The sequence below is a fragment of the Nitrospiria bacterium genome (assembly GCA_036397255.1).
Taxonomy (GTDB): domain Bacteria; phylum Nitrospirota; class Nitrospiria; order DASWJH01; family DASWJH01; genus DASWJH01.
Window position 1 is genome coordinate 1 of sequence record DASWJH010000003.1, and the last position, 25865, is coordinate 25865.

At 45.2% G+C, this 25865-nt stretch carries 19 protein-coding genes and 1 pseudogene; 17 read left to right on the plus strand and 3 right to left on the minus strand.

What is annotated here, in order from left to right; all coding sequences use genetic code 11:
• Positions 1–464: 464 nt before the first annotated feature.
• From VGB26_00220 to VGB26_00245, 6 genes and pseudogenes are all read left to right on the plus strand, one after another.
• A pseudogene (locus tag VGB26_00220) lies at positions 465–617 on the plus strand (tyrosine-type recombinase/integrase).
• Between the two features lie 331 nt (positions 618–948).
• Positions 949–1731, plus strand: a complete 783-nt coding sequence (locus VGB26_00225; GenBank protein HEX9756205.1) for a transposase — start codon at positions 949–951, stop codon at positions 1729–1731.
• Between the two features lie 93 nt (positions 1732–1824).
• Positions 1825–2175: a hypothetical protein gene (locus tag VGB26_00230; protein HEX9756206.1), complete on the plus strand. Its 351-nt coding sequence runs from the start codon at positions 1825–1827 to the stop codon at positions 2173–2175.
• Between the two features lie 1099 nt (positions 2176–3274).
• The gene (locus tag VGB26_00235) at positions 3275–3457 is read left to right on the plus strand and encodes a hypothetical protein (GenBank protein HEX9756207.1); all 183 of its coding nucleotides are present in this window, start codon (positions 3275–3277) and stop codon (positions 3455–3457) included.
• 153 nt (positions 3458–3610) lie between these two features.
• Positions 3611–3892, plus strand: coding sequence for a type II toxin-antitoxin system mRNA interferase toxin, RelE/StbE family (locus VGB26_00240; protein ID HEX9756208.1), 282 nt, complete (start codon positions 3611–3613; stop codon positions 3890–3892).
• Position 3893: 1 nt separating this feature from the next.
• Positions 3894–4154, plus strand: a complete 261-nt coding sequence (locus tag VGB26_00245) for a helix-turn-helix transcriptional regulator (GenBank protein HEX9756209.1) — start codon at positions 3894–3896, stop codon at positions 4152–4154.
• 97 nt (positions 4155–4251) lie between these two features.
• Here VGB26_00245 and VGB26_00250 read toward each other — a convergent pair whose 3' ends face one another.
• Both VGB26_00250 and VGB26_00255 read right to left on the minus strand, forming a co-directional pair.
• Complete coding sequence (locus VGB26_00250) at positions 4252–4374, minus strand: hypothetical protein (GenBank protein HEX9756210.1); 123 nt, start codon at positions 4372–4374, stop codon at positions 4252–4254.
• A gap of 25 nt (positions 4375–4399) precedes the next feature.
• Positions 4400–4753, minus strand: a complete 354-nt coding sequence (locus VGB26_00255) for a hypothetical protein (protein ID HEX9756211.1) — start codon at positions 4751–4753, stop codon at positions 4400–4402.
• Between the two features lie 102 nt (positions 4754–4855).
• On the opposite strand from VGB26_00255, the gene VGB26_00260 reads away from it, so the two are divergent.
• The 8 genes from VGB26_00260 to VGB26_00295 all read left to right on the plus strand — a co-directional run bounded on the left by VGB26_00260 (position 4856) and on the right by VGB26_00295 (position 15912).
• Positions 4856–6190: an MATE family efflux transporter gene (locus tag VGB26_00260; protein ID HEX9756212.1), complete on the plus strand. Its 1335-nt coding sequence runs from the start codon at positions 4856–4858 to the stop codon at positions 6188–6190.
• A complete protein-coding gene (locus VGB26_00265) occupies positions 6187–6630 on the plus strand; it encodes a DUF3465 domain-containing protein (protein HEX9756213.1) in 444 nt (147 codons plus the stop codon). The genes VGB26_00260 and VGB26_00265 overlap by 4 nt, the downstream gene beginning before the upstream one ends.
• Before the next feature lie 84 nt (positions 6631–6714).
• Positions 6715–7134 carry a 2Fe-2S iron-sulfur cluster-binding protein gene (locus tag VGB26_00270; GenBank protein ID HEX9756214.1) on the plus strand — a complete coding sequence of 140 codons (420 nt, stop codon included), beginning with the start codon at positions 6715–6717 and terminating at the stop codon, positions 7132–7134.
• 233 nt (positions 7135–7367) lie between these two features.
• Entirely contained in the window at positions 7368–8543 is a 1176-nt protein-coding gene (locus VGB26_00275) for a VCBS repeat-containing protein (protein ID HEX9756215.1), read from the plus strand.
• 80 nt (positions 8544–8623) lie between these two features.
• Positions 8624–11566, plus strand: a complete 2943-nt coding sequence (locus VGB26_00280; protein ID HEX9756216.1) for an ATP-dependent DNA helicase — start codon at positions 8624–8626, stop codon at positions 11564–11566.
• 159 nt (positions 11567–11725) lie between these two features.
• Complete coding sequence (locus tag VGB26_00285; GenBank protein ID HEX9756217.1) at positions 11726–13405, plus strand: hypothetical protein; 1680 nt, start codon at positions 11726–11728, stop codon at positions 13403–13405.
• A complete protein-coding gene (locus tag VGB26_00290) occupies positions 13402–14829 on the plus strand; it encodes a neutral/alkaline non-lysosomal ceramidase N-terminal domain-containing protein (GenBank protein ID HEX9756218.1) in 1428 nt (475 codons plus the stop codon). Before VGB26_00285 ends, VGB26_00290 begins: the two co-directional genes overlap by 4 nt.
• A gap of 135 nt (positions 14830–14964) precedes the next feature.
• Positions 14965–15912 (plus strand): dienelactone hydrolase family protein, encoded by a 948-nt coding sequence (locus VGB26_00295; protein HEX9756219.1) that lies wholly within the window; start codon positions 14965–14967, stop codon positions 15910–15912.
• On the opposite strand, the gene VGB26_00300 is transcribed toward VGB26_00295, so the two are convergent.
• Positions 15896–20104 (minus strand): Ig-like domain-containing protein, encoded by a 4209-nt coding sequence (locus VGB26_00300; protein HEX9756220.1) that lies wholly within the window; start codon positions 20102–20104, stop codon positions 15896–15898. The two genes, VGB26_00295 and VGB26_00300, sit on opposite strands and share 17 nt — an antisense overlap.
• Before the next feature lie 634 nt (positions 20105–20738).
• Between VGB26_00300 and VGB26_00305 the strand changes: the two genes are divergently transcribed.
• From VGB26_00305 to egtD, 3 genes are all read left to right on the plus strand, one after another.
• Positions 20739–22133 carry a TrkH family potassium uptake protein gene (locus VGB26_00305; protein ID HEX9756221.1) on the plus strand — a complete coding sequence of 465 codons (1395 nt, stop codon included), beginning with the start codon at positions 20739–20741 and terminating at the stop codon, positions 22131–22133.
• Between the two features lie 138 nt (positions 22134–22271).
• Positions 22272–23942, plus strand: coding sequence for a carbon starvation protein A (locus VGB26_00310; GenBank protein ID HEX9756222.1), 1671 nt, complete (start codon positions 22272–22274; stop codon positions 23940–23942).
• 228 nt (positions 23943–24170) lie between these two features.
• Entirely contained in the window at positions 24171–25178 is a 1008-nt protein-coding gene (gene egtD, locus VGB26_00315) for an L-histidine N(alpha)-methyltransferase (GenBank protein HEX9756223.1), read from the plus strand.
• Positions 25179–25865 lie beyond the last annotated feature (687 nt).

Below are 25865 nucleotides of genomic sequence, written 5' to 3' on the forward strand. Positions count from 1 at the left end.
GGAAATCGCAAAGGAATTTAAACTGGGAGGATATTCAGGGGTAAGTAGTACAATTAGAAGGATGAGGAAGGAGTTAGAGAAAGGAGGAAAGGTCCTCCAAAAATACGGGGCAATTAAAAAGGTTCTCGAAGGTTGAGCCAAGACGAGATTTGACCCCTTCCTTTTTGACCCCTTCCTTGACCCCTTCCTTGTAAATTTTAAAAAACAGGGTGGATACACTGCCTTAAATTTTGCAGAAGCAAATGGGAACACGGAAATTATTCAATTGCTCAAAAATGTAGGTGCAAAGTAAAAAAGTAAATTAACTTAATCCTTTGGAATGAAAAATAATTTAATGGAAATTTCCCTTTTTTGACCATTATTTTACTTGTTATTCAAGCAAATTACAGTTTACCTATTTCTACTGATAATCGGTGGATGATAACAGGCATTTGTTTGGCGTCGTAAGGCCCCACACTCCACACTTTGCCACGCTTTTGTTGGAAGACGGCTACGACATCAGGACTGTGCAGAAACTGCTGGGATACAGAGATGTAAGCACGACCATGATCTATACACACGTTTTAAATCGAAGAGGCCGTGGAGTTTACAGCCCCGTTGATCGACTAGGGTTATAGAAAAATTCAGCCTGGCTCATCGGAAATAGGCAGCGGGCCGATAGTGGAATAGGCCGCCCAGCCGGCGGTGTTTTATGGTGATAGGCGATTGACAAGATTCTCGTAAGCATGAGATATTACACATAATCCTAGTCTAAAACGATGAGAGAGTTGTCTGAGATAGGCCGCCGAGATTAGCGAGCCTGTCGCAGCTCACTTAATAGTTAGCGGGCCGGGGTCGGACCAAGGTAATGGATTGAAAAATTTATAAAAAAGACGAATAATAGAGGCGAAATTTGCCTTAAACAGGTCTTTTTGGGGTTAAAAAGAGTGCTCTAAGGAATCTGTCTTTATGGCCAGAGCCAACCGACATTATATCCTTCACTGTGTCTGGCACATCACCCACCGGTGCCATAAAAAAGAATTTCTTCTCAAATTTGACAAGGATAAAAAATGCTGGATCTGCTGGCTGTCTGAAGCAAAGAGACGATACGGTCTTCGGGTTCTCAATTATGTTGTCACCTCGAACCACATCCATCTGTTGGTTTTAGATAGCGGAGAAGACGTCATTCGAACCAGCCTCCAGCTCATTGCCGGTCAAACTGCCCAAGAATTTAATCAACGAAAAAAGCGCAAGGGAGCATTCTGGGAGGATCGCTATCATGCAACTGCAGTGGATAGCGAAGCGCATTTAGAACGGTGCATGATTTACATGGACCTGAACATGGTCCGTGCGTGGGTAGTCAGTGATCCGGTGGATTGGCCCTATGGGGGATATCGGGAAATCCAGAATCCTCCCATCCGTTACGGCAGGATTGATCGTGAAGCTTTGATGCAGTTGTGCGGAATTGCTGATGAAGAAAAACTCAAGAAGACCCATCGGCAATGGATAGAAGAGGGGTTGAAAAAGAGTAGCGGGAAACGGGAGGGCTGTTGGACGGAGAGTGTAGCAATGGGAAATGAAAAATTTGTGAGGAAGATTCAGGAACAGTTGGGGTACCGTGGGAAAGGAAGGAGGATACAAGAAGGTGAAGTAGGTTCTGAAATTCGGGAGTCGGTTTCCTCTTACAGCCCTCTTTTTGGGGGTGAAAAGAGTGTTCTAAGCTCCGAAAACGCCTATTTTTTTGATGCTTAATCTTTCATATCAAACATTTAGCTTGGTCCGACCCCGAACGAAACCCCGAACGAGAACGATCTAATCATAGTTAGGGCTCTTTAGGGAAAGCGAATGGAACATTCAGAGTTTGTGCAAAACTGGAATGCCGGAAAACTCGACGTCGATGTCGACCGTTCGAAAGCGCTTCAAGTTGCCGGTTCCAAGATGCTTCCGAAGCGCTATCAAGCCGCGCACATGTTTTGGAGTTGGGTCTGGATGTTTTCTATTCCAGCTGCTTTGGCAGTCATGTACTTCTATACGTGGTGGGCTGGTCTTATAGTTTTAGTTCTAGTAACTCCTGTTCTTTCAAGATCAACCAAAAAATCTGCCATGCAATTCATGATCGACTATTCAGTTGAAAATCCAGAGTTTTATCGGTTTGCAGTTTCCGAGGGCGTTATTCGTGTCCGGCCAAAGCCCTAACTGTGTTTTCAACCGGACGCGGTGTGACAGCGGCGTAATGTTTATCGTTCGTCCCCCGCGCCGGTTAAAACGGCGTTAGCTGCGAGTGCAAGGAAATGGACATTCCTGAACGGAAATTGACACTACGTGATGAAACCCTGGAGGACCAGCTTCTCCCGCTTCTGCGGGACCGGGTCTTTCACGTTACCTCGATGTCGAGATTCCAGGCAATTAGGGAGAGTGGCTGTATCAAGTCAAATCGTGATAGGAGCCTCAGAGATACCTTTGCACAGTCCAAGATCAGTTTGGGCCGTAGTAAAGGTTGGGTGTGTCTCTTTGATCTTCGCAACCAAACTCCTGAAGCCATCCAGCGTGGCCTAGAGTGTTTATATTTCCTTGCGCCCCGCCAGCTCGGCGACCACATCGCCTTTTTGCTTTTGCATTCAACTGCGTACAACCAACTCGTAACCTGGGCGGATATTGCAATGAATACGGATCTAACGGCGTTCCGCATTCCGCGTGTGGAATGCTGGTTTCCCGATGACCTTCCCATTACTCTGTTAGAGGAGGCTTTACTTATACAGATTGTAAGACGTCCGCTTGATCCTAACGGACCGACAGCTGCCATTTTGAGAATCCACGGGCGGCACAACAGCTAACACCGCGCTTGAGCGCATCGGCTAGCAGCTTGGCTGATGGAAAGAACTTTGGATTTCGAAACGGATTCGCTGGGCGAAGCCAGCGGTTCTTTTCCGCTCGCCTCGCGCTCAGCTTAATCGTTATGTGTCCCAAGAGTGACGCTGGAGCCATGAACACTTCCGTCGACCAACAGCTGCTTCTGGAATTCTTTCTTGTGTTTTCCCGGTTCGAGTACGCTCTGAAGGCTAGTGGCTTTCACAAACGCCATCCGCCGAACCCGCCGCACTATCCGAGAGCGGAACCAGATTGGGATTGCTTCGCAGCCAGATTGCGGGATAAGTTCGATCCAAATTCCACGATTAAGCTTAAGCAAGCCTGCGAGTACCTCCTCGATTCGCCCCCAAATCAACAAGTCATACTGCAAGACGCCGTCGCTTGGGAAACGCCGGTCCGTCCCAACGGTGAGGGCGACATTCAATTCTTGCTACGAATGGTCCGGTGCGTTCGAAACAACCTGTTCCATGGCGGAAAGTTCAACATCGACGTCCATGAAGATACGGCGCGGACCGAAGCGCTCCTAAGAAGTTCCTTGACAGTCCTTGCCGGGTGTCTGGAGATTGCTCCTCCTCAACAACAAGCGGCATACAAAGATGCGCGGCTTTGAGTATGTCTGGGCAGATCGGCCCGAAGTGACACATAGCAAGCCGATCGACAGCGACCGGTCAAAGCGCTGCGAGCTTTGACCAGCGTGTCATCGGCAGCGTTATGCGTAAAAAGTGATTGACATACCATAAATAGTATATATACTATTTATGGTATGTGGGCTATATATGAACATAGGCGCGTTTCCAAACAACTCAATTCAATACCAAACGATGTACTAAAAAGGTATGAAAAATGGAAGGATATCGTGACCATCTCCGGTCCTCAGGGATTACTTAAAATCAAAGGGTTACGTGATGAATCATTAAGGGGAGAGTGGAAAGGTCATAGATCATCCCGTTTAAATCAACAATATAGAGTTATTTATAAAGTCGAGAAGGATAAGGTTCTCGTGGAAGTTGTAAGTGTCACGCCTCACGATTATCGGAGGAAATAGCATGAAAGATTATTCCAAAGCCAAAAAACGCATAGATGTCTCCGTAGGAGAATCGGTTAGAATCATGCGTGAGCTACAGGAACTCAGCCAAAATGAACTGGCCGAGTTAACAGGCATTCCACAGTCAACAATTTCCGCTATTGAAAATGATCGTGTTCAACTTGGGATTGAGAGAGCCAAGGTATTAGCCAGAGCACTTAATTGCCATCCAGCTGTGCTTGTATTCCCTGGATGGGATGTCGAACATGAATCAGCCGCATAACAACTGCATTGAGTACGCCCTCCCAAAGGTTGGGCTAGGACCTCGCATTCGCTCGGCCTCTCATGCGGAACGTTATAGATGTTACATTTGGCACTCCTCAACAATTTCGGCTCTCCGAAACTACATAGCAGGTGTATTCGATTTGTCGTACAATTTCCATAAGACGGGTCGCAACCGTTGTTCGAACCGAATGGATTTTGATCCATTGATATTCACCCACCTTGCTTCCCTATAGGCCGGTGTGATTACGGCGGGCTGTGCGGTTGGAAGAACCCTGCACCATGACGGGTTCTTCGAACCGATAGGAATTGAGTCCATTTTGTATTCGCCCGCCTTGACTCCCCAGCTTGCTGCTGGTCATGGTACACACTTGACTCAGGGGATACGAGAATCTCAGAGGAGGAAATCCCCCTCTTAAGATAAGAGGGGGATGGGGGTTCTTCAAATTTTAAATTCTGGATTCCTGCCTGCCGGCAGGCGGGCCCGATAAAAACATTCGGGAATGACGAACTGGATTTTGCAGGAACCTCTAATACTTCAAAGGCTTCAACCACAGAATGACTTTTCCTTGACCCTTGCCCTGTATGGACCTTAAACACTTTTTAACAATTTTTACCCACTCGATTTCACGAAGACCCAGAATAAAAAGATCTAATGTTTTTCAGATTGGTATTTGACCCAAGAGAACGGTTTACCTTTCAATGTTTTATCCAACCCGAAAAAAAGGAAGAGGGCAAATCCGGCGCTCTATGGTCTCCCTGGCCCTCCCGGTGGTTTTAAGCAGTTTCCTTCAACGATCGGTTAGCGTTATTGATATTTTTTTGGTAGGAGGGCTCGGTGCCTCTGCCATTGCCGCCGTGGGGATTAGCCAGCTGATGGTTTTTTTTGCGATGGCTGCGATCTGGGGTTTATCCCTCGGGACAACGGTGGTGGCCCAAGCATGGGGAGCCAAAGATTTTCAGATGGCAAGACAGGCTGCATTCCAATCTATGGTGATCGGAATCGGAATGGGTTTGGTTATCGGTTTTTCCGGTTTTTGGGGCGGTCGTTTTGGGCTCTCCTTTTTCGGTGTCACCCCGGAAGTGTCTCTTTTAAGTGAAGGTTATTTAAAAATTATTTTCCCGATTTTTATTTTTAAGGTTTTGGTGAATGTTCAAACAGGAATTTTTCACGGAATTGGAGATACCAAAACCCCACTGGTTATCGTTACCCTTATTAATATTTTACATGTTGGATTTGCGTTCCCATTGATTTATGGATATGGGGGCGTCCCCCAGCTGGGTGTGAAGGGTGCCGCCATCGCTATCGGTTTATCGGAGGGGATGGGTTCCCTGCTTATGTTCGCCCTCATGGTGCGAAAGGGATATCTCCAAAAGGGTCCTCTTCATCCAACGTTGATCCGGAAGATAATCCGGGTTGGATTTCCCGTTTTAGTGGATCGAATCATTCAAAATTCCGGTCAAATGGTTTATGCGAAACTGGTCATCCTTTACGGAACCGCCGCCTATGCGGCTCATCAGGTGGGATTGGCCATTGAAGCCCTTTCCTATATGCCGGGGCATGGTTTTTCCACCGCGGCTTCCACCGCAGTTGGACAAAGTATTGGGGCCAGCAAATACCAAAAAGCGAAAATGGAGAATTGGGAGACCAATCGCCTGGCCATTTTTGTGATGGCAGGGATGGGTTTTCTCTTTTTTTTCTTTCCGTACCTGCTTCTTCGTGCTTTTACGGATGATCCGGAGGTGATCAAATTAGGAACCTTTTTCCTCAAAGTGGTGGCCTTGATTCAAATCCCTTTAGCCATTACCATGGTCCTTTCTGGATCATTAAAAGGGGCGGGGGACACCTCTTACATTCTTCTGGTGACCATTATCGGAATGTGGGTCATCCGCTTGCCCTTATCGTACTTTTTTTCCGTTCACCTTCATCTTGAGATTCTCTATTTGTGGGGGACCATGATCATCGATTGGTTTACCCGAATGACGCTCCTGATCGGGCGATACCGGTCAGAGCGCTGGCAGGAGATCCGTTTATGAAAAAGTTCCCCCGAAAAATTTTCCGCGCTTACCTTTTTATCAGCAGTGTTTTATTTTTAATGGTTTGCCTTCCCGCCAAGGGGTTATCCGAATCAAAGGAGGAAACCCAGTCTCCCGTAAAAGAGGCTTATCTCAAACAGTACTCCAACATTTTTCTGAAAGCAGAAGGGGAGGTGGCAAAAATTCTTTTGGATGATACGAAGGGAACTCCTCATCAACGGTTTATTATCATCACACAAGAGGGGCAGACCATTCTCATTATCCATAACCTCAATCTAGCCCCACGGGTTCCGGTGAAGCATGGATTGAAACTTCGTGTTTACGGGGAATACGAATGGAATCCAAAAGGAGGGGTGATTCATAAGACCCACGATTCCAGACGAAAAGGGGATCCCCACGGATGGGTAGAGATTGTTGATTCGGGGAAGCGGTTTCAATGAAAAAAAAGCTGTAACCTCTTTCTTTGGGCCTTAGGGATGTGATAAAATGGCGAATCATTGCTAATAGGAGGCGTGTAAGAGCCCATGGGTGGGGAAAATCCATATATTTCAAAGGCCGATATTCAGTTACCCAAAAAGGGTTATAAGATAACCTTTGTAGGGATTGAAATCGGGCCCGATAAAACCGTGGCGGTTGATCCGGAAAAAATTCCCTATGGCCCCACAGGTCAACCCGGAAGCCTTTTGGATATTGCCCTCAATTCCGGGGTTGAAATAGAGCATTCCTGCGGGGGGGTTGTGGCCTGCTCTACCTGCCATGTATTGGTCAAAGAAGGTTTAGACACCTGCAACGAGGCCACGGATGATGAGCTGGACCAGTTGGATGAAGCCCCTGGAATTACCTTGCAGTCCCGTTTGGCCTGCCAGTGTGTTCCCAATGGAACACAGGATTTGGTGGTTGAAATTCCCTCCTGGAATAAAAATCTGGTCAAAGAAGGGCATTGATGTCAGTTTTTGTCATTTAAAATTCAATTTTAATTTAAAGGTGATTTTTTTGAAAGGAATTCAGGAATTTCCTCCATCTTAACTATTTGAAAAATTTTAGAAAATTAATCCAAAAAAATTTTAAAAAAATGCCCCCCACCCTTGACAGTGCCCCTCCAAATCGGAAATAATTAAAAGAGGCATGACGTCAACATCTTCTCACCCGTTTATTGCCTCCCCCGCATGAAAAATAGATGAAAATCAATAGTTTAAAGAAAATTTATCTTCTTGCCCTCAGCGCCTTTTTTTTCGGAGCTTGTGGCGGAGGAGGAAATGGTGATGGAGGGGGCAACCCGGGCCCAAACCCGATTTTCCAGGCTGCGGTGACCTATGTAACCGGGGCAAAACCTGAAGCGGTGACCTCCGGAGATTTTGACGGGGATGGAAACCAGGATATTGCCGTTGCCAACGATGTTGGAGATTCTGTTACTATCCTTTTAGGAGATGGAGATGGGCCATTTTCTTCATCGGTTACCGTTCCCCTTGCCATAGCTAATTCTTGCCCGGTTGCAATTGCAAGAGGGAACTTCCTTGGGGATAATATCGATGATATTGCTGTTGTTAGTTTTTCCACCGACAAAGTTTCCATTATTAATGGTGATGGTAATAGAAATTTTATAGAGAATAATACCTTTTCCGTGGGGTCCGCCCCTCAAGGGATTTCCGTTGCGGATTTTGACGGAAAGCTTGGTGATGATATTGCGGTGGTAAACTTTGGCGAGGATACCGTTTCAGTCTTGCTAGGAAATGATATTGGTACCTTTGCTCCCCAACCAAAAATTCAATCTGAAAATTTTAAGGGTCCTTTTGGGATTACAGCGGGTGATTTTAATTCCATTTCCAATACCCTTGTAGACCTTGCGGTGGTCAATCAGGCGAATAATTCAGTCGTTAACCTTATAGGGAGTGATACGGTTCGAGGCAGCTTTACTCCTTCCTCCTCAGATCCGGTTGGAAATAGCCCGAGTGCGATTGCGAGCGGGGATTTTGATAATGATGGAAAGTTGGATGTGGTTGTAGCAAATACACAAGATATTCCCGATCCAACCGTTTCTATTTTATGGGGCGATGGAAATGGTTCCTTTTCATCTCCAACCAAAGAATTTACCATGGGTAAACCCTTCTCAGTAGATACGGGTGATCTGGATCAGGATGGAAATTTGGATATTGCCGTTGCCAATCAAGGGGACAATAGCATCTCAATTCTCATGGGCCGGGGTGATCGAACCTTTGAGCCCCAAAAAACCTTTCCAACGGAAACAGCTCCTTCCTCCGTGATTCTCCGGGATTTTAACAAAGACGGTAAATTAGACATGGCCGTTGCCAACTCCGGCAGTGACACTGTCTCTGTCTTCCTCAACGGGTTGTAGAATTTCTCCTTTCTTCATGAATGTGATCCTTCAAAAGAGATTGCAAAAGCGCTCCATTTCTGGCAATTTCAATCCTGATTATGGAACTCAACGAACAACAGCGTTCTGCGGTTGAACATGGGGAAGGGCCCCTACTCATTATTGCCGGTGCGGGAACCGGAAAGACCCGTGTTATCGCCCACCGTATTTCATGGCTCATTGAGCATCAAAAAGCCAAACCCAATGAAATCCTTGCCCTGACCTTTACGGATAAAGCGGCTTTGGAAATGGAGGAGCGGGTGGACCAATTGGTTCCCCTTGGGGGCTTTGGCTATACCATCAGTACTTTCCATGCTTTTGGAGACCGGGTTTTGCGTGATCATGGTTTGGTCCTAGGTCTGAACACTGATTTTAAAGTTTTGTCCAAGGCGGAGCAAACCATCTTTTTTCAAGAGAATCTCTTTCAATTTGATCTCAATTATTACCGCCCTTTAGGAAACCCCACCAAACATATAGAAGCGATTTTGACTTTAATTTCCAGGGCAAAAGACGAGGATGTTTCTCCAGATGAGTATATTTCCTATGCGCATTCGCTCAAAGCGCAGGCTGAGAGCACACCAAAAGATCAAGAACTTCAGGAGAAGGCTCAGGAAGCGGTGGAGTTGGGGCTGGTTTACCAGCAATACCAACGGTTACTTCTACAACAAGGCCTCCTTGATTTTGGTGACCTGGTGGCACTTCCTTTAAGCCTTTTCAGGAACCATTCTTTGATCCTTAAACGTTACCAAAACCGGTTCCGCTGTATCCTCGTGGATGAATTTCAAGACACGAACTATATTCAGTTTCAACTGCTTCATCTTTTGGCTCGGGGCCATCAAAATATCACCGTTGTGGGGGACGATGATCAAAGCATCTATAAGTTCCGTGGGGCCGCCCTCAGCAATCTGCTCAATTTTTCTTCCCGGTTTCCCTCCGCTCCAAAAGTTGTCCTCACGGAAAATTATCGGTCCACACAACCGATTTTGGATGCCGCCTATGGGCTGATCCGGCACAACGACCCTGAACGGTTAGAGGTTCAACATGGGATTCAAAAGCATTTGGTGGGAAAAGACCAGGAAGGGAAGGCGGTTTCCTTTGTCCGGTATGATACCTTAAGCAGCGAGAGTGACGGAATTGCCCGTATGATCGAGGAGAAAGTTCAAACAGGCAAGTATGGCTATGGTGATTTTGCCATATTAATTCGCGCCAACAAGGATGCCACCCCCTATATCCAATCATTAAATCTAAGAGGTATTCCATTTTCATTTTCCGGGAACCGGGGGCTTTATCAACGGGAAGAAATTCGAATTTTGTTGGCTTTTCTCCGTGTGGTTTCCGATCCCAATGAGAATACGGCCCTTTTTCATTTGGTGACATCGCACCTCTATGCTTTGCCCATGAAGGATTTAATCTCTCTGATGTCTTTCTCAAAACGCTACCAAAGGCCTTTGTTTGATATTTTCCAAAAGGTGCACGAGGAAAAAGAGGTTTCCGGGTGGACCTTGGAGGAGGGGATGACCCTGAACAAGGTGGCGGAAGGCGTATCTTTGGAGGCGAAAGCAACACTTGCAAAGTTTTTACAGGATATTTTTCGATACGCGGAGCTCTCCCGTTCCGTGGGCACAGGGGTTCTGCTTTATACCTTTTTGACGGAAAGCGGATACCTTCAGCAGCTTGGGGGAGAGGATACGGCAGAAGCAGACCGGGCCATTCAGAATATCGCGAAGTTTTTTGAGTCGATTAAACACTTTGAATATATCGCCTCACAAGATCGGGTCCATCAGGTCATCCGGCATTTGGATCTCCTCATTGAATCCGGGGATGATCCGGCCGCTGCGGATTTTCCTTCCGAAAATGAAATGGTGCAAATTCTGACGGTTCATAAAGCCAAAGGGCTAGAGTTTCGCATTGTTTTTTTAGTGGGTTTGGTGGATCAGCATTTTCCAAGCCGGCGGCGGAAGGATCCTATAGAGTTTCCCGAGCAGCTGATCAAAGACCTTCTGCCCAGCGGAGATTTTCATATCCAAGAAGAGCGGAGGCTTTTTTATGTGGGAATGACCCGGGCCCGGGAAGAATTGATTCTATCCTGTTCTCATGACCGCGGGGGCAAGCGTCTCCGCCGGGTGAGCCCATTTGTTTTAGAAACCCTGGGAATGACGGAGGGACAGGCCACCCTTCGCAGCCCTTCAGCCATTCAGCAGATTGAGCGCTATGCGCCATCTCCTCCCCGTGAGGTTTTGCCTTTCCGATTACCCCAAGATCACGAACTTCTTCAATTGAGCTATTACCAAATTGATGATTATTTAACCTGTCCCCTGAAATATAAATATGTTCATGTATTGAAGGTCCCCATTTATAAACACCACTCCATCATTTATGGAAATGCCCTTCATCGTGCCATTCAGGAGTATCTTCGTGCAAAAATCGAAGGGCAGCCTTTTTCTCTTCCTTCCCTTCATAAGGCTTTTCAAATGGCATGGTCCTCGGAAGGGTTCCTTAACCGGGAGCATGAACAGCTTCGTTTTGAAACCGGAGTGACCACGTTAACCCGTTTTTATGAAAGCGAGGAGAAAGAAGGAAATGTTCCAACCTTTATTGAAAAGGAATTTTCTGTTTTATTGGATCAAAATAAAATAAGAGGCCGTTGGGACCGGATTGATATCCGTGAGGGAAGGGTGACCATCATTGATTATAAATCATCCAATGTTCGGACACAGGAGAAAGCGAATCAAGAGATCCGAAAAAATCTTCAGCTTTCGATTTACGCCTATGCCTACCGGAAAATTGAGGGAAAAATCCCCGAGCAAATCCAGCTCTATTTTCTGGATTCCGGGTTGATCGGATCCCTGGAAAAAACCGAGAAGGATTTGGAAAAAACCGTAGAGCAGATTCGAGTTGTGGCTGCGGGGATTCGAAAAGGGGATTTTGCCCCTAAACCGACCTTTATTGCTTGCCGATATTGCCCTTACAGGGAAATTTGTCCCTATACAGCAACTAAAGAATAACCTTCATTAAATAAGCAGTGGCGCTTCCATTTCCAGGTTTAATAAAGGAAAGAGGGCTTCGCCGTTTTCCTTCCCCTCGATTTCCGCGGGACTATTTTATTGGGTCAGACAGATAGGAAAAAAAATGGTAAAATTGCGGAATAATTAAAGGAGTGAATCATGAACGGTTTTCGGTTTTTGGCGGGTTTGGTTTTTGTGTTTTTCCCCCTTTTTTCCTTCTTGCCCATTGGGCTTTGTGAACCCAGCACACTCCTTGCCGGTGCTGCGGCCTTTCCCATCACTCCCGTAGATGAAAACGGAGTCCTTTGGGGGGAGCCCTATGAGGATTTAAACGGCAACGGACGATACGATGCTCCCAACCCTTTAGCTCCCCGCCGCCCTTTTGAGCCATTTGAAGACCTGAATCAAAACGGAAAATGGGACGGTCCGTTCTTGGCGGGTTTTCATCATTTTGGGCCATATTATACGGCAAAGGGGGTGCATGATCCGATTTGGAGCCGGGTCCTGGTTTTAAATAGAGGGGAAACAAAAATTGGACTGGTGGCTCTGGACTTGGTGGGTTTTTTTTATTCCCATGTTCAAACAATCCGGGAGGAACTCAAGGACCTGGGCTTTTCCCAAATCATCGTGGCCAGTACCCATACCCACGGGGGTCCGGATTCCATTGGGCTTTGGGGCCCCAACCCTTTTACCGATGGAAAAGACCCCCGGTTCATCCAATATATTCAACAGCAAACCATTCGGGCTCTTCGGGAGGCCGATGGGAAGTTGCAGCCAGCAAACCTCCGGTTTGCAAAAACATCGGTTCCAATGAATTTCGGTCCGCTCATTAACGATTTTCGAGATCCCATTGTCATCGATGATCTCCTTTTAGTCATGCAGGTCCTTGGACAAAATGGGAAAACCATTGCAACGGTGGTCAATTGGTCCCCCCATCCTGAGACCATGGGTGGAACCAGTAGCCTGATTACATCGGATTTTCCACATTATCTCCGGGAAGGGATTGAAAAAGGGGGATTTAGGGTGGGAAATAAACGGTTTCAGGGAGTCGGGGGAATTGCCATCTATTTTAGCGGTGCCGTAGGAGGCCTTCTTACAACCCTTCACGTTGATGTGAAAGAAGAGAATGGGCAGAGCCTCCCTCCACGATCCTGGTCTATGACGCGACGAATTGGACAAATAGCCGCCGGGGCAACCTTGGATGCGTTGAAGAGTCAGCCCATTATTAAAATTACCCATCTTTCTGTTTTATCCAAAGAAATTTTTATTCCGCTCGATAATCAAATGTTCCTCCAGCTGAATGAAAAGGGTGTTTTCAATCGCCCAACCTACACCGATGGAAAAGCGAAGAAGGAGGGTAAAGATATTTTGACGGAGGTCAATCTGATCACCTTTCAGAGACCTGGGGGTTCCGTCTCCCAGATGATTACGGTTCCGGGTGAGCTTTTCCCGGAGATTTTGGTGGGGGGATATTTAACGGAGAAGGAAAATTGCTGGGGGTATACCCAGAGGAAGCGGAAACTCGGTGGACGGGGAAAGGAACGTCTTGCCCCTTCCCACTCTGGTATTCCCCAAGAGCCCATTCTTCGCCAAAGGATGGAAGGTGAGTTTCGGTTTCTAATCGGTTTGGCGAACGATGAGCTAGGTTATATTGTTCCAGCCAACGACTTTATCCCGCCTGTGCTGACCCCTCGTGGTCCCCGCTATGGAACCGACCGCTGCGGAGATGATGACCACTATGAGGAAACCGTTTCGGCAAGTTCAAAAATGGCGCCGTTTGTCACCAAAGCGCTGGTTGAACTTCTAGAAGAACAGGCCGGTTCAAAACCATCTCCATGAAAAAACAAATTCACGGTTTGATTACCTTTTTTACTTTTCTATCTTTAACCGGGTGTTTATCCATTGACTATTCACCCATTGAGGACCGGCCCTTTTACAAAAAAACCACTGAGGTTTTCCACCAGATTTCAACAGAGTATCTATCCGGGGTTGATGCTTTCCCCTTTCTGGCAGGAGCCGCTAGGACTCAAATCATTTTCCCCGATGGAATTCAACTGGCTGGGTATGGCAAACGAAGGTCAAAGAAATCGGTGTCGGTCCATGATCCGGTTTTTATTCGGGCGCTGGCTGTGAAGGCGGGTTCTAAAAAAGTAGTCCTGGTCAATAGCGATCTTCTGGCTGTTTCCAATGAGTTGTTTGAAACGGTTTTAGAAAAGGTTAAACAGGATATTCATCTAAATCCCGAAGATCTGATGATAACGGCCACTCACACCCATTCCGGTCCGGGAGGTTTATCCGATAAATTTTGGGAGGGTTTTGCCACCGGGCCTTTCCATGAGAAGTTTTTTGAAACAGTGACGGATCAAATGGCCGGGGTGATTGTTGAGGCAATTGAAAATTTAGAACCTGCCCGCCTCCGGTGGGGCAGAGCCGATGCTCCTGACCTGATTAAAAATCGAATGGTCGACAAGGGGCCTATTGATCCGGAAGTGGGTATTATTGAATTCCAGAATTCTGAGGGGAAACAAAAAGCTATCTTAGTAAACTTTTCAGCCCATGCAACTGTTTTGGGAAGTGAGAACCTTTCCATGTCGGGAGATTATCCGGGTGCGTTGGAACACTCTTTAGAACAAGAAAACGGAACCATCGCTCTTTTTACCGCGGGGGCAGTTGGAGATCAAACCGCACACCCACCCGAAGTGAAAACCAGAAACCCTGAAAATACCCGGATGGAACGGGCTGCGGCCATGGGGAGAATACTCTCAGAACGGGTCCAACAGGCCATTGACCAGGACACATGGATCGATTGCGGAGGGGTTGATTCATTCCGTATTCCGGTTTATCTGCCTCCTACCCAGGTGAGGGTTACAAACCATTATCGGTTACCCAGTTTTTTTTCAAGTCTTTTCTTTGATTCCGTCTCTTCCCTTCAGGCCCTTCGATTGGGGAAACAGGTATTGTTGGGTGTTCCCGCGGATTTGTCCTCTCAGATTGGGTTGGAAATAAAGGAATATGGGAAAGGGTTAGGGCTCCGTGTTCTGATCATCGGTTTTGCCAATGATTACGTGGGATATATTATTCCACTAGAGAGTTATAAAAAAGGTTCTTACGCTGGGAGAATGTCTTTTAATGGGCCCCATATGGATCAATATTTTCGGGAAATGGCTTTTCAGATTTTAGATGTACTTCATGCGAAAATATTAGAACCCTGTCACGGGGAAGTTCTCCAAGGGACAGAAAATGCAGGAAGCTTTTTGGAATAAAAATTGTCTTTCTCATCTAAATGAAAGAGAGAACGGTTGAATCCAGGCTTAAGAATCTCATTAACTTTTTGGTTTCTCATATTGAGTTTTTTTACCGGTGGATGTGTCTCCTTTCCTTTCAAAGGTCCCAGGGATATGGTGGAGATCCGTACCACCCCTTCACCCGATACCGTTTATTTTGAAATGAACGGAACGATTCCCCTCTCCCTTATTAAGGAGGAAGACGGAAAAGGTTTTTCTTTAAGCACCCTGGCCCTAACGCCTTCGGTGATCCTACCCCATGAGGAAAAAGAACTTCATCTCGGTTATTATAAACCCAACCAAAACCAGTTAAAAAAGCCAGCCATTATCCTTCTTCCCATTACCTTCGGTGATTATTTTACGGAAAACCTTGCCCGCTATTTTGCGGATAAGGGTTTTATTGTTTTACGCTTTCCAAGCCGAAACGAGCTCAGGATTTTTTCTGATGAGAGTAAAAATTTAACCCATTTCCAACAAATTCTCCACGATGATATTTTAAATGTGAGGAAGGGACTTCAGTGGCTAAAAGAGCAACCGGAAGTAGACCCGAGCCGGATTGGAATCATGGGGATCAGCTTGGGGGCCATTTTGACCTCCTTGATGATTGAAGTCGAAACGGATTTTCAGGCCGCCGTTCTATTTTTGGGCGGGGGAAATCTCCCGGGGATTTTCAGAACCTCGAAAGAGAGGCCCATTGCAGGGTACCGAGACAGGCACATACAAAAGAAGCTCGCAAAAAAAACCCCCACGAATGAAGAATGGGAAATATTTCTTAAGGAGGCACATACCGCTTTGGGAAAGGTTGACCCTCTACAGTATCCCAGCCTCTTAACCCCGGACCGTATTTTAATGATCAATGGGGTTTTTGATACGGTGATCAAGCGGCCGTATACAAAGGAACTTTGGACTCACCTGGGGGAACCCAATTTGATATACCTTCCTGCGGGACATTATGGTTCAGTATTATTCTTCCATTACGCACGTCTTAAAGCGTTAAAGCATTTTGAGGCTTTTATTGGAGTGAGTTTGACGAGGGAATCTCCTCCTACGGAGGGGAATTGACCGTGATATTGGCCGTATCCGGCGTACTGGTAACGCTGCCATCAAAAACGATCAGTTCCGCAAAATAAGTTCCAACCACATCTGCCAAAAAGGTGGGGTTGACAATATTGGGATCCGATAGCGTCGCATTGCTCCCAGAAGGAACCGTTAGTGACCAGAGGAATCCGAGTTGGTCGCCATCTACATCAAATGAGCCGCTGCCGTCTAACTGTACCGTATCTCCTACCAATGTTGTTTGATCTGCCCCTGCATTCGCCACCGGTGGGTTCTGTTCATCCCAACTGATGGCCAATCCGAAAGGAGAGACTAAGCCGGTATCATTTCCCACAATCCATTGTATTGGATTCAGGGAATAGTTAGGCCCTTGGGCGGGGTCTTCTGCTTGGGCCAGGTCAAACACATAAATTCCGCTCTTTCCAAGAATATTTCCGCTGGAATTCGTAGTGGGAATACTCGAGACATAAAGGTGGTTGATGCCTTCATGAACAAAAACACCAGCGGGAATAAATAACGCATTTAAACTGGATTTTATAGTCCTATAGGTATGGGTGTTTGGTTTAAAATCAACAATCACTACCTCCCTGTTTCCAAAATCTCCTACAAAAAGACGGTCCGTGACTCCCGAGGTTGAATCATTAACCTCTTCTATGTAAAGTCCGATGGGTTGATCCATGGGAAAATCATTGGAGGCGAAGGTAAGGGTAGGGTCCATATTTACCGAGGAGGAAAGGGCGCTCACCCCTTCGAAGACATAAATGGCTTGGGCATTGTTTGCTTTATCGGACACATAGAGACGGTCATTGCTTTTTGAGTAGGCGAGCCCCCTCAGTTCGCTATACTGGAAGGCATTGCTTGTGATTTCGAAGGTCGGAGGAGAATCGTTATAAGCCGAACTGATATCATCAAAAACAAGAATGGATTTGGTTCCTTCATTGGCAATGTAAAGCCGGTCCGTTTGGAGTTCACCTGTGTCTGGATCCCGTTCCCGGACAAGCACAATTCCCTGGGGTTTGCTAATTTTGCTATTGGCCCCTTTGATGACCCGGAAGGGTATGGTCTCTCCGGTAATCTTAGAAATTTCCCTAAAGGACATGATCCCATTCAGGTTTTGACTGCTGACATAGAGTTCATCCCCGGGGATATCCAAGGCAATCCAGCGGGGAGCTCTCAGGGAAATGGGAATTTCAACGGTGGGAGGTGTGTTGACGGTGGGGTTGTTTCCCGTAAAATGGCCGGTGATATTGGTAAATAGGTTGATCACGTTTTTCCCAAAATCAGTCATATAAACCGTATCCCGGTTTTGGTCGTACGTGAGGCCGAAGGGTTTAATCAAATTCACCAAATTCCCGTTTTGGTCATCTCCTTGAAGTTTTAAATTGATATTGGTGATATTAATATTTCCCGTATCCGCTACTTTATCTTCAAAAATAATCAAGGCAGGTGGTTCAATAGGCGCTCGGTTGGGGTTTGAATTACCTTCATCGGTAATGTAAATCCGGTTAGTGGTTAAATCGATATTTTGGACGAATAAGCCATTGGGATGAATAGCCCCTTCATTTTTAAGTGTGAGGACCCGCAGAGGAGATTTATCACCCCCCGTGCTATAACTATTTTTTGAAAACACCAAAATTTTTCCGGGTTGATCCTTGCCAGTTGAGGAATCGTATTTGGTTCTTCGAATGGTTACATATAAAAGTTCATTTTGGGTGTCCAAAAAGATCCCGATGGGCTCATTGGTTTCAAACGAAGGGGCGGGTTCATTAAGGTTGGTGTTATCTCCCGCGATCACCCGAGCCGGGAAGATATTTCCATTTGAGACGCTGGCGTTTTCAAAAATTAAAATGGCCGGTTGTTCCCCCAAGCCTAAATTTAGGACATAGAGAATATCGTTGGCGATGTCCACAAAAATTCCTTCTGGATGTTTTACATCAGGGTTATTTCCCGTAATTTTCCCCGAAGGGGCTACGTTTCCATTCAGGGCCCTGGCATTTTCATATACCAGGATGGAGGAGGGGCTGCCTCCCAAGGGATTGGCAAAATTGGAAATGTAAAGAAGATTCCTGTCCTCATCCAGAAAAATCCCGGAGGGACGATCCAATTGGGTTTGCCCCCCGGAAATAATGCGAGAAGGGGCAAAATTATTGGCGATTTGATCGGGATTTTCAAAAACCATAATCGAGTTACTGGTAAAATTGGCAATATAAAGCTCATCAGAGCTCGAATCGTAATAGGTGCCGGTTGGATTGGATAATATGGTTTTGTTGTTTTTGATGGTGGTAAATGGCGTTTTCACCGTGGGCTGTGATTCTTTGAATATGAGGATCTTATCGTCCTCTTGATTCGCGATATATAGAAAATATGCCACTCCATTTTTATGAAGGGAAATCCCGCGAGGGCTTTTGATGTCTATGCTTCCACTTTGGGGAAAAATTCCGGCCAATGTGTTTCCATCCACTTCTGGTTTACTTAGGATATAGTCAAAAGTCAAAATTAAGTTATTCCCTCCGTTTGAGACATAAAGTCTGTCGATGGCTTTACTTGTGTCCAAAAAGATTCCCCGAGGTTCATTTAAACGGGTGTTGTTTGGTTCGTCCCCTACCTGGCGAATGTTTTTGATTGGAGGCAGATCGCATGGGTTGGGATTGGGACAAATGGTGGGGTCATCGAGATCATTGAGTTCAAAGACCTGAATGGAATTGTTTCCCACGTTGCTGACTACCAATGAAGTGTTGGACAAAGCCAAACCCACCGGGAGCCCCAAACCGGTCTGGCCCCCTTTTATTTCTTTTATGGGATCGAGAATGGAAAGGTCTTTTGATGAGAAAATTAAAATGGAGTTACCGGTGGAATTGGCAACATAAATGTTGTTTAAATCGGCACGAAGGCCCAGGGGTTTATTAAGACGCGTTGAACTGCCGGATAGTGTTGCATCGGGGGCCACATTGCCGCTAATTTGACTGGCGTTTTCAAAAATTAAAATTGAATCGGTATTAAAGCTTGCCACATACAAAACGTCATTCACGGTGTCCACAAAAATGGCCGTGGGGCCATTCAGCGTTGTTGCCGGTCCGGCAATAATTCGATTGGGGGAAGGATCAGTGATTTGAAGGTTTTCAATTTTGTCGATTTGTTCAAAAATCGAAATGGAGTTGGCGGAAAAATTTGCCACATAGAGAATATTGTTAGTTTGGTCAATAAAAAGGCCATTTGGATTTCCAAGGGTTCCGCTTTTACTTCGGATCCTTGCGTCAAATTTGGTGTCCCCATTTAAAGCTGTGGGGTTGTTAAAAGCCATCACCTCGTTCCCTCCGGCGTTGGCTACATAAAGCCTGCCTTGGGTAAAGGTGATAAATGCGGAATCCTCAATGTTGTTTTGGTCCAAATTACCGGCCCTATCCCGAGCCCGCACTAAAAAATAATATTCAATCCCAGAGAACAAACCGGTTAAATCAAAGGTAATTTTTCCTTGATTGGTGATGACATAATTTCCCTTGACCGCATCTACTTTATCTCCCCCAAAAAGCCTCAAGGTAGCTAAGTCATTACCATCAATAATGTCTTCACAAAATTGGGTGAGGCGGGGCACAAAACATACCTCATAGGTGATTTGGTCTGGTTGATCGTAATTATCCGTTGCAGGCATCCAGGTCAGTGTGACCGTGGCTGCATTCTTTACTTTGGGTTTTTCGGAAAGACCGGAGAATTGGGGCGCTTCATTATCTGGGATCGCACCGGTGGTAAAACTCCAGGGCAAGATTGCTTGGAGGGGAACACCATGAATGGAATGAATTCCGGTGGTTACATAAACGGTATACTTCGTATTCGGTTCTAGGGTTTGGGCCGGTTTAAAGGTAGCGGTTGATTCTACATTTGACACAAAAAGGTAAGTGATTGTTCCAGAAACCACCCCTGAAGGACTGCTCAAATAAAAGGTGGAGGAGGTTAGGGTGGAAGGGTCTAATTCCTGGGTAAATTTAACAATAATATCGGTGTTTAATGCAACATTGGTTTCATCACTGGTGGGTTTTCTTTGATCAAAATCACTATTACCATCCGTTAATACCTCCGGGGGGAGAAAAATTATTTGAACATCGCTTCCACTACCACATGACAATAGGAAAAAAGTAAGAAGGTAGGTTACCCAGTAGAATTTACTTTTTTGAATGGAAGAATTCTTAGAATTGATTTTCATTCCTGAGAATGTTTTGTTTAAAGGCCGTGGGGTTTGTGCGCGCGCTGGGAAACCGCTTTGCGTGCCCTGTCTTTAACCGTGCAAAAAGTATTCCTTATTAATACGTTAAATCTCCAATGGCTTATTTGTTTAACTATTTGTTTTAATTAAAAATTATTTGACTGAGCTTCTTTTTTCATTTTAAAAATGAATGAGGGATGGAATTGGAATTGCCCTTTAGGGAACTGTTTTTCCTTTTAGTGGGTTGAGAGACTCAAGGGAACGTTTTTATTGACAGGAGGGGTTAAGGAGGTTATTCTTTTGCCCAATAGATTTGATATTATTTTTTTTTGATTGGTAAACTCCTTATTTTTTAAGGGAAAATAAGTTTTTGTTTTTGGTCTGTGTCAGAGAAAGAGCCTATGAAACCAAGGAGTAAATCATTTCTGTTTTTTTTTATGGTTTGGCCCAGGGGCCCTGCCCAAAAAGGTTTTATTTCCTCTAAAATTTCCCGTCCCCTAGGTAAAAGAGAGTCTTTTTCCTTTTTAAAAAGAATGAAACGGAATCGTGGTTCCATTCAAGGTCTAAATGGATTTAAAATCGGCAACTTTATGGATTCGAGGCTTTGCCTCTGGTTGATTTCGTCCTCTCTTCTATGAACACCTTAAATCAAGCAGAAACCTCCCGTCGATCGTTTTTCCACCGTGTACAAGCAGTTCGCCTCCTTCCCGGACAAATTGTTGCCATTGCCGGTTTGTTTCTGATTTTATTAGGGGCTGGGTTGCTGATGCTTCCTATCTCTACCCCACCTGATGTTCATATGGGCTTCTTGGATGCTTTTTTTACCGCAACCTCCGCCGTGTGTGTTACAGGCCTTATTGTAATGGATACCCCCCATGATTTTACTATGTTTGGACAAATGGTTGTTCTGCTTTTGGTGCAAATTGGAGGTTTGGGTTATGCCCTGATGGCAACGCTGATATTGGTTGTACTCGGGCGCCGCTTGGGTCTCCGAGATCGGATGATGTTGGCTGAAACCTTTAGCAGCATTGATTTGGAGGGGGGAATCCGTTTTGTCAAATGGGTTGCATTCCTTACCTTTGGCCTTGAGGGGTTAGGGATGCTTTACTTAACGTTTCGTTTTTCCCAGGACATGGCTTTTGGTCAGGCCGTGTATTACGGCCTTTTTCATTCTGTGTCTGCCTTTAATAATGCGGGTTTTTCTTTATTTTCCACAAGCCTGATTCCCTTTCAATCCGATGTGGGCATCAATCTGGTGGTGACCACGTTGATTATTTTAGGAAGTCTCGGGTTTATGGTCTTGCGGGATGTGATTGATAATGTAAAAGGGAAACAACTTCGTTTTCAATCTCACACCAAAGTTGTTTTGGTCATGACAGCCATCATCCTTACCCTGGGAACCTTGGGGATTGCTGCTTTGGAATGGGAAAATTCTGAAACCTTTCAAACCATGGGTTATGGTGAGCGCCTTGGAGCGTCTTACTTCCAGTCGGTTTCACGAACCGCGGGGTTTACCACCATTGATATTGGACAAATGAGCGATGCCACCTTATATTTTCTAATTTTATTAATGGCCATTGGAGGGTCCCCCGGAAGCATGTCAGGTGGGATTAAGACCACTACCTTTGCCATTGTCTGCTTGACCGTTTGGTCGGTCTTAAAAAGGCGGAACGATGTTGAACTGTTTCAGCGGCGTTTATCAAGCGATTTGGTGATTAAGGCTTTTTGCCTTTCATTTCTCGCATTTACCATGATTGTGTTGTTTACCCTAATGTTGGCTTATACAGAAGACCACCCTTTTTTGGCCATCATGTTTGAGGTGACTTCGGCCATGGGGATCGTTGGGTTATCCCTTGGGGATGGCCTGGGGCATAGTCTTTCTGCGGCTTTAACGGACTTCGGTAAAATGATCATTATTGTGTCCATGCTTCTTGGCCGTTTTGGGCCTCTGATGATCGGTTTATTCGCCATGAAAAACCCGGGACATTCCCTTTACCGGTATCCCCAATCCCGAATTGTCATCGGTTAAAATTTAGGTAAAACCTTAAATATAAAGGAAGGGCTAAGGGAATGGCTTGACTCTGGCTTTCCCGGGAGGCTATTCTTTCAATCAATCGATTTTTTAATTACTCTAAAAGAGGTTTTGGGTTAAGATAGGAAATTATCTTTGAATTCTGCCGTTTTAATCGTAAGTGTTATTATTCTTTTCGCTTTTGGATATCGATTTTATGGGGTTTTTCTCTCCAAAATTTTTGGAATCGATCCCTCCCGCCCCACCCCTGCCAATGAAAAAAGAGATGGAATAGATTTTGTCAGTGCCAAACACTGGGTAGTCCTTTTTGGACATCATTTTTCATCTATATGCGGTGCGGGGCCCATTGTTGGGCCAGCCCTTGCGGTGGCCTATTGGGGATGGGGACCTTCCATTATCTGGATTATTGCCGGGACGGTTCTTATGGGCGCAGTATCAGATTTTTCCACGCTGATTACCAGTGTGCGGCATGGGGGAAAATCCATATCCGAAATATCGGGATCAGCCATCAGTAAAAAAGCGAGGCTCTTTTTTAGTTTGTTTATCCTATTGGCCTTAATTCTGGTTTTGGCGGCTTTTGCCATTTTTGCAGCAAAAACCCTAACCGCCAAACCGGAGGTGGTGATCCCTTCTCTTGGGATTATTCCCGTTGCCATCCTTATGGGATGGATGATGTATCAAAAAGGGTTTTCGATGGTTTGGACAACTTTTCTCGGGTTAGGGGCTTTGATCGGGTTGATACTCATCGGGAATCGTTTTCCAGTAATCCTTCCCGATTTGCTATGGTTTTCGAGTCAGCAAATCTGGATTGTTCTTTTAATGATTTACTGCTTTATTGCCGCATGCCTACCGGTTCAACTTTTGCTTCAACCCCGCGATTATCTTGCTTCTTTCATCCTCTTATTTGCTATTGGGGTAGGTTTGTTAGGAATTTTTGTAACCCATCCTCCGATGCAGGCCAACATGGTGACTTCCCTTTGGCCAAAAGAATGGGAAGGTGCAGGCCCTTTATGGCCCATGCTTTTTGTCACCATTGCGTGTGGGGCCATTTCGGGTTTTCATGCACTTGTTTCCTCAGGAACCACCTGTAAACAATTGGACTCTGAAGCACACGCCTGCCGAATCGGTTATGGGGGAATGTTAACCGAAGGATTAGTAGGCGCTTTGGTGGTGGTCTGTGTCGGAGCGGGTTTAAGCGCTGCTCAACATCAGGCCATGCTCCGTCCTGGAGGGGCAGGCCCCATAGGGGCTTTTGGCGAAGGCTATGGCAATCTGGTCCTTCCCTTACTTGGGGGGTATGGTGCCATTTTCGCGATCATGACCTTGAATACCTTTATTTTAACTACCTTGGATACCGCTACACGGATCAGCCGCTATGTCCTTCAGGATTTAACGGGAATTCAAGATCGATTTTCTGCAACCGCTTTGGTAGTATTGGTCGCTATTGTGGTGGCCATGACCGGTCAATGGCAGAGAATTTGGCCTGTCTTTGGGGCTTCCAATCAGCTCATCGCAGGGCTGGGTCTGCTGGTGGTATCCAGCTGGCTTCTTTCCTTGGGAAAACCGGTTCGTTATACAATGATTCCAGCTCTTTTCATGATGGTAACGACCATCACTGCATTTGGGTACCAAATTTATAAAGCTCTGGGAAAAATTAATCCATCCACCCAAGAATGGAGTCCCGATTGGGTCCTGGCCAGTACAACCCTTTTTTTAACCTTTTTAGCGATTTTTATGTTGAAAGAGGTTCTGAGGGTTTTTAGGAACTGGGGGGCCAAACCCGCTTCGGTTCTCTTAAACCCCTAAGTCCATTATTTCAGGTTCGGTTTTTTAGAAATAAATGGATCCTGGAGGGATTTTTTGTTTTAAATTGAATGAGTTTTGAAAAAAAAGTTCTGGGCCACGGCCCATTTTTTCCAGGAAATGCTGTTAAAGGCCGATTCTTTTTAAAAGAAGAAACCAGTTTTTTAAATTTAGAAATAAGGGCGAATGTCTAATCCTGTGCTACCATAAAAAATAGAAAGGGGAGTTTTTATGAAGGTGACGCGATCTGATGTGATCAACCAGAAAGACGGCCGAATTCAGGTATATCAATTAGAAGGGGTCCGTGAGGTTCCCAGTTTTTCCGAGGACCTTAGAGAAGGGTTGACCGGTTACCCGAAATACCTATCCCCGAAATATTTTTATGATGAAAAAGGTTCCTGGTTATTTGAAGAAATTTGCAATACCCCTGAATATTATCCCACCGATGTGGAACGGGCTTTATTGGAAAAAGAGTCCGATGCGATTATTGATCGTGTCCGGCCCGGGAGTATTCTTGAATTGGGTAGCGGGTCCTCCAAGAAAACCACTTTTCTATTAGATGCCTGCGAGCGCAAGGAGTGCCATTCTTTATATCTTCCCTTGGATGTGTGCGAGGAAATGGTTTTGGGTGCCGGAAAATGGCTATTAGAAAAATACGATTGGGTTGATGTTGGAGCGCTTGTGGGAGATTTTTGCAAAGGTTTTAAACAATTGCCTTCCTCAGAAGGATCTCGTTTATTTGTGTTTTTGGGTGGGACCATTGGAAACTTTGAAAAGGATCTTGCTAAACGTTTTCTCCGGGATGTCCGCTTGAACATGAATGAGAATGATTGGTTATTATTGGGAGCAGACCGGGTCAAAGATGAAGGGGTTTTAAATGCAGCTTATAACGATAAAAGAGGTTACACCGCAGCTTTTAACTTAAACATGCTTGAGGTCATTAACCGGGAGTTTCATGCAAACTTTGTTTTGAAACGATTTGAACACCATGCTTGGTTTAATTCTAAAAAATCCCGGATCGAAATGCATTTAAAATGCAACGAAGATCATGAGGTATATATTCGAGATTTAGGAATGAAGGTCCAATTTAAAAAGGGAGAAACCATTCTGACTGAAATTAGCCGAAAATTTACCCCCGAGTCTTTGGAAAACTTGCTGGAGGGAACAGGATTTCAGATCGATCAGCATTTTGAGGCTGAAGATGGATATTTTTCCCTTGTTCTAGTCCGGCCTTTTTAAAACCTTCAAGATTTTTACCCTACCCATTTACCTGCCTTCATTTAAAAAGAAATTTCCCAGCTCCGATAAGGGCTTTGGGTCATCTTTATTTCCCTGAGTCCTCTCCCTTTTTATATTCCCATCAACTATTAGTGAAAGTTACAGAGAAAATATTTATACCAAAAACTACCTAAGGTTTTACTTTCAAGAAATGTGCCGATAAGGTTTAGGTGTTTGATTGAAGAAAAGGATTTTGAAATAAAATATGCCAATAGGGATTATCTGTTTCACTAAAAAAGTTTTTTAAAAAGAGGATTTAAACAAAGAAACCCTTAACTTTTGGTTTTATTATAATTTTTTGTGATTTTTTATTTTTCAGGATATGAAATTCTTTACTCTAAAAAATAAAATCTTATGTTTGTTAGTGGGCTCTATTGGGTAGTGGTACAGTTTGGTTTACTCTTTAGGTTTTTATAAATATTTGGTTAATTTGTTTGTGGTGGGGATAGGGAATTTAAAATTGATTGTTTGTGCCGACCACTTAAGGTGGGAGAGGATTCAATGGCTAACCCTAAAACAGAGATAGAAGCTTCAAGAAAATGAAAAAGCCCTCTAGGTATTAGGGTTTCGGGTGAGTATACTACTCACCTGATAGGTGAAACCTTAACCACCAAGGAGGGCTGAGGCGATGATACGGCAAACCGTATT

What these genes read in the sequence shown, in the direction of transcription:
- VGB26_00225 (HEX9756205.1), top strand. Translation starts at nt 949, where the DNA reads ATGGCCAGAGCCAACCGACATTATATCCTTCACTGTGTCTGGCACATC.
- VGB26_00265 (HEX9756213.1), top strand. Translation starts at nt 6,187, where the DNA reads ATGAAAAAGTTCCCCCGAAAAATTTTCCGCGCTTACCTTTTTATCAGC.
- VGB26_00290 (HEX9756218.1), top strand. Translation starts at nt 13,402, where the DNA reads ATGAAAAAACAAATTCACGGTTTGATTACCTTTTTTACTTTTCTATCT.
- VGB26_00305 (HEX9756221.1), top strand. Translation starts at nt 20,739, where the DNA reads ATGAACACCTTAAATCAAGCAGAAACCTCCCGTCGATCGTTTTTCCAC.
- VGB26_00280 (HEX9756216.1), top strand. Translation starts at nt 8,624, where the DNA reads ATGGAACTCAACGAACAACAGCGTTCTGCGGTTGAACATGGGGAAGGG.
- VGB26_00285 (HEX9756217.1), top strand. Translation starts at nt 11,726, where the DNA reads ATGAACGGTTTTCGGTTTTTGGCGGGTTTGGTTTTTGTGTTTTTCCCC.
- VGB26_00275 (HEX9756215.1), top strand. Translation starts at nt 7,368, where the DNA reads ATGAAAATCAATAGTTTAAAGAAAATTTATCTTCTTGCCCTCAGCGCC.
- VGB26_00230 (HEX9756206.1), top strand. Translation starts at nt 1,825, where the DNA reads ATGGAACATTCAGAGTTTGTGCAAAACTGGAATGCCGGAAAACTCGAC.
- VGB26_00295 (HEX9756219.1), top strand. Translation starts at nt 14,965, where the DNA reads ATGGTGGAGATCCGTACCACCCCTTCACCCGATACCGTTTATTTTGAA.
- VGB26_00245 (HEX9756209.1), top strand. Translation starts at nt 3,894, where the DNA reads ATGAAAGATTATTCCAAAGCCAAAAAACGCATAGATGTCTCCGTAGGA.
- VGB26_00260 (HEX9756212.1), top strand. Translation starts at nt 4,856, where the DNA reads ATGTTTTATCCAACCCGAAAAAAAGGAAGAGGGCAAATCCGGCGCTCT.
- VGB26_00270 (HEX9756214.1), top strand. Translation starts at nt 6,715, where the DNA reads ATGGGTGGGGAAAATCCATATATTTCAAAGGCCGATATTCAGTTACCC.
- egtD (HEX9756223.1), top strand. Translation starts at nt 24,171, where the DNA reads ATGAAGGTGACGCGATCTGATGTGATCAACCAGAAAGACGGCCGAATT.
- VGB26_00240 (HEX9756208.1), top strand. Translation starts at nt 3,611, where the DNA reads ATGTGGGCTATATATGAACATAGGCGCGTTTCCAAACAACTCAATTCA.
- VGB26_00300 (HEX9756220.1), bottom strand. Translation starts at nt 20,104, where the DNA reads ATGAAAATCAATTCTAAGAATTCTTCCATTCAAAAAAGTAAATTCTAC.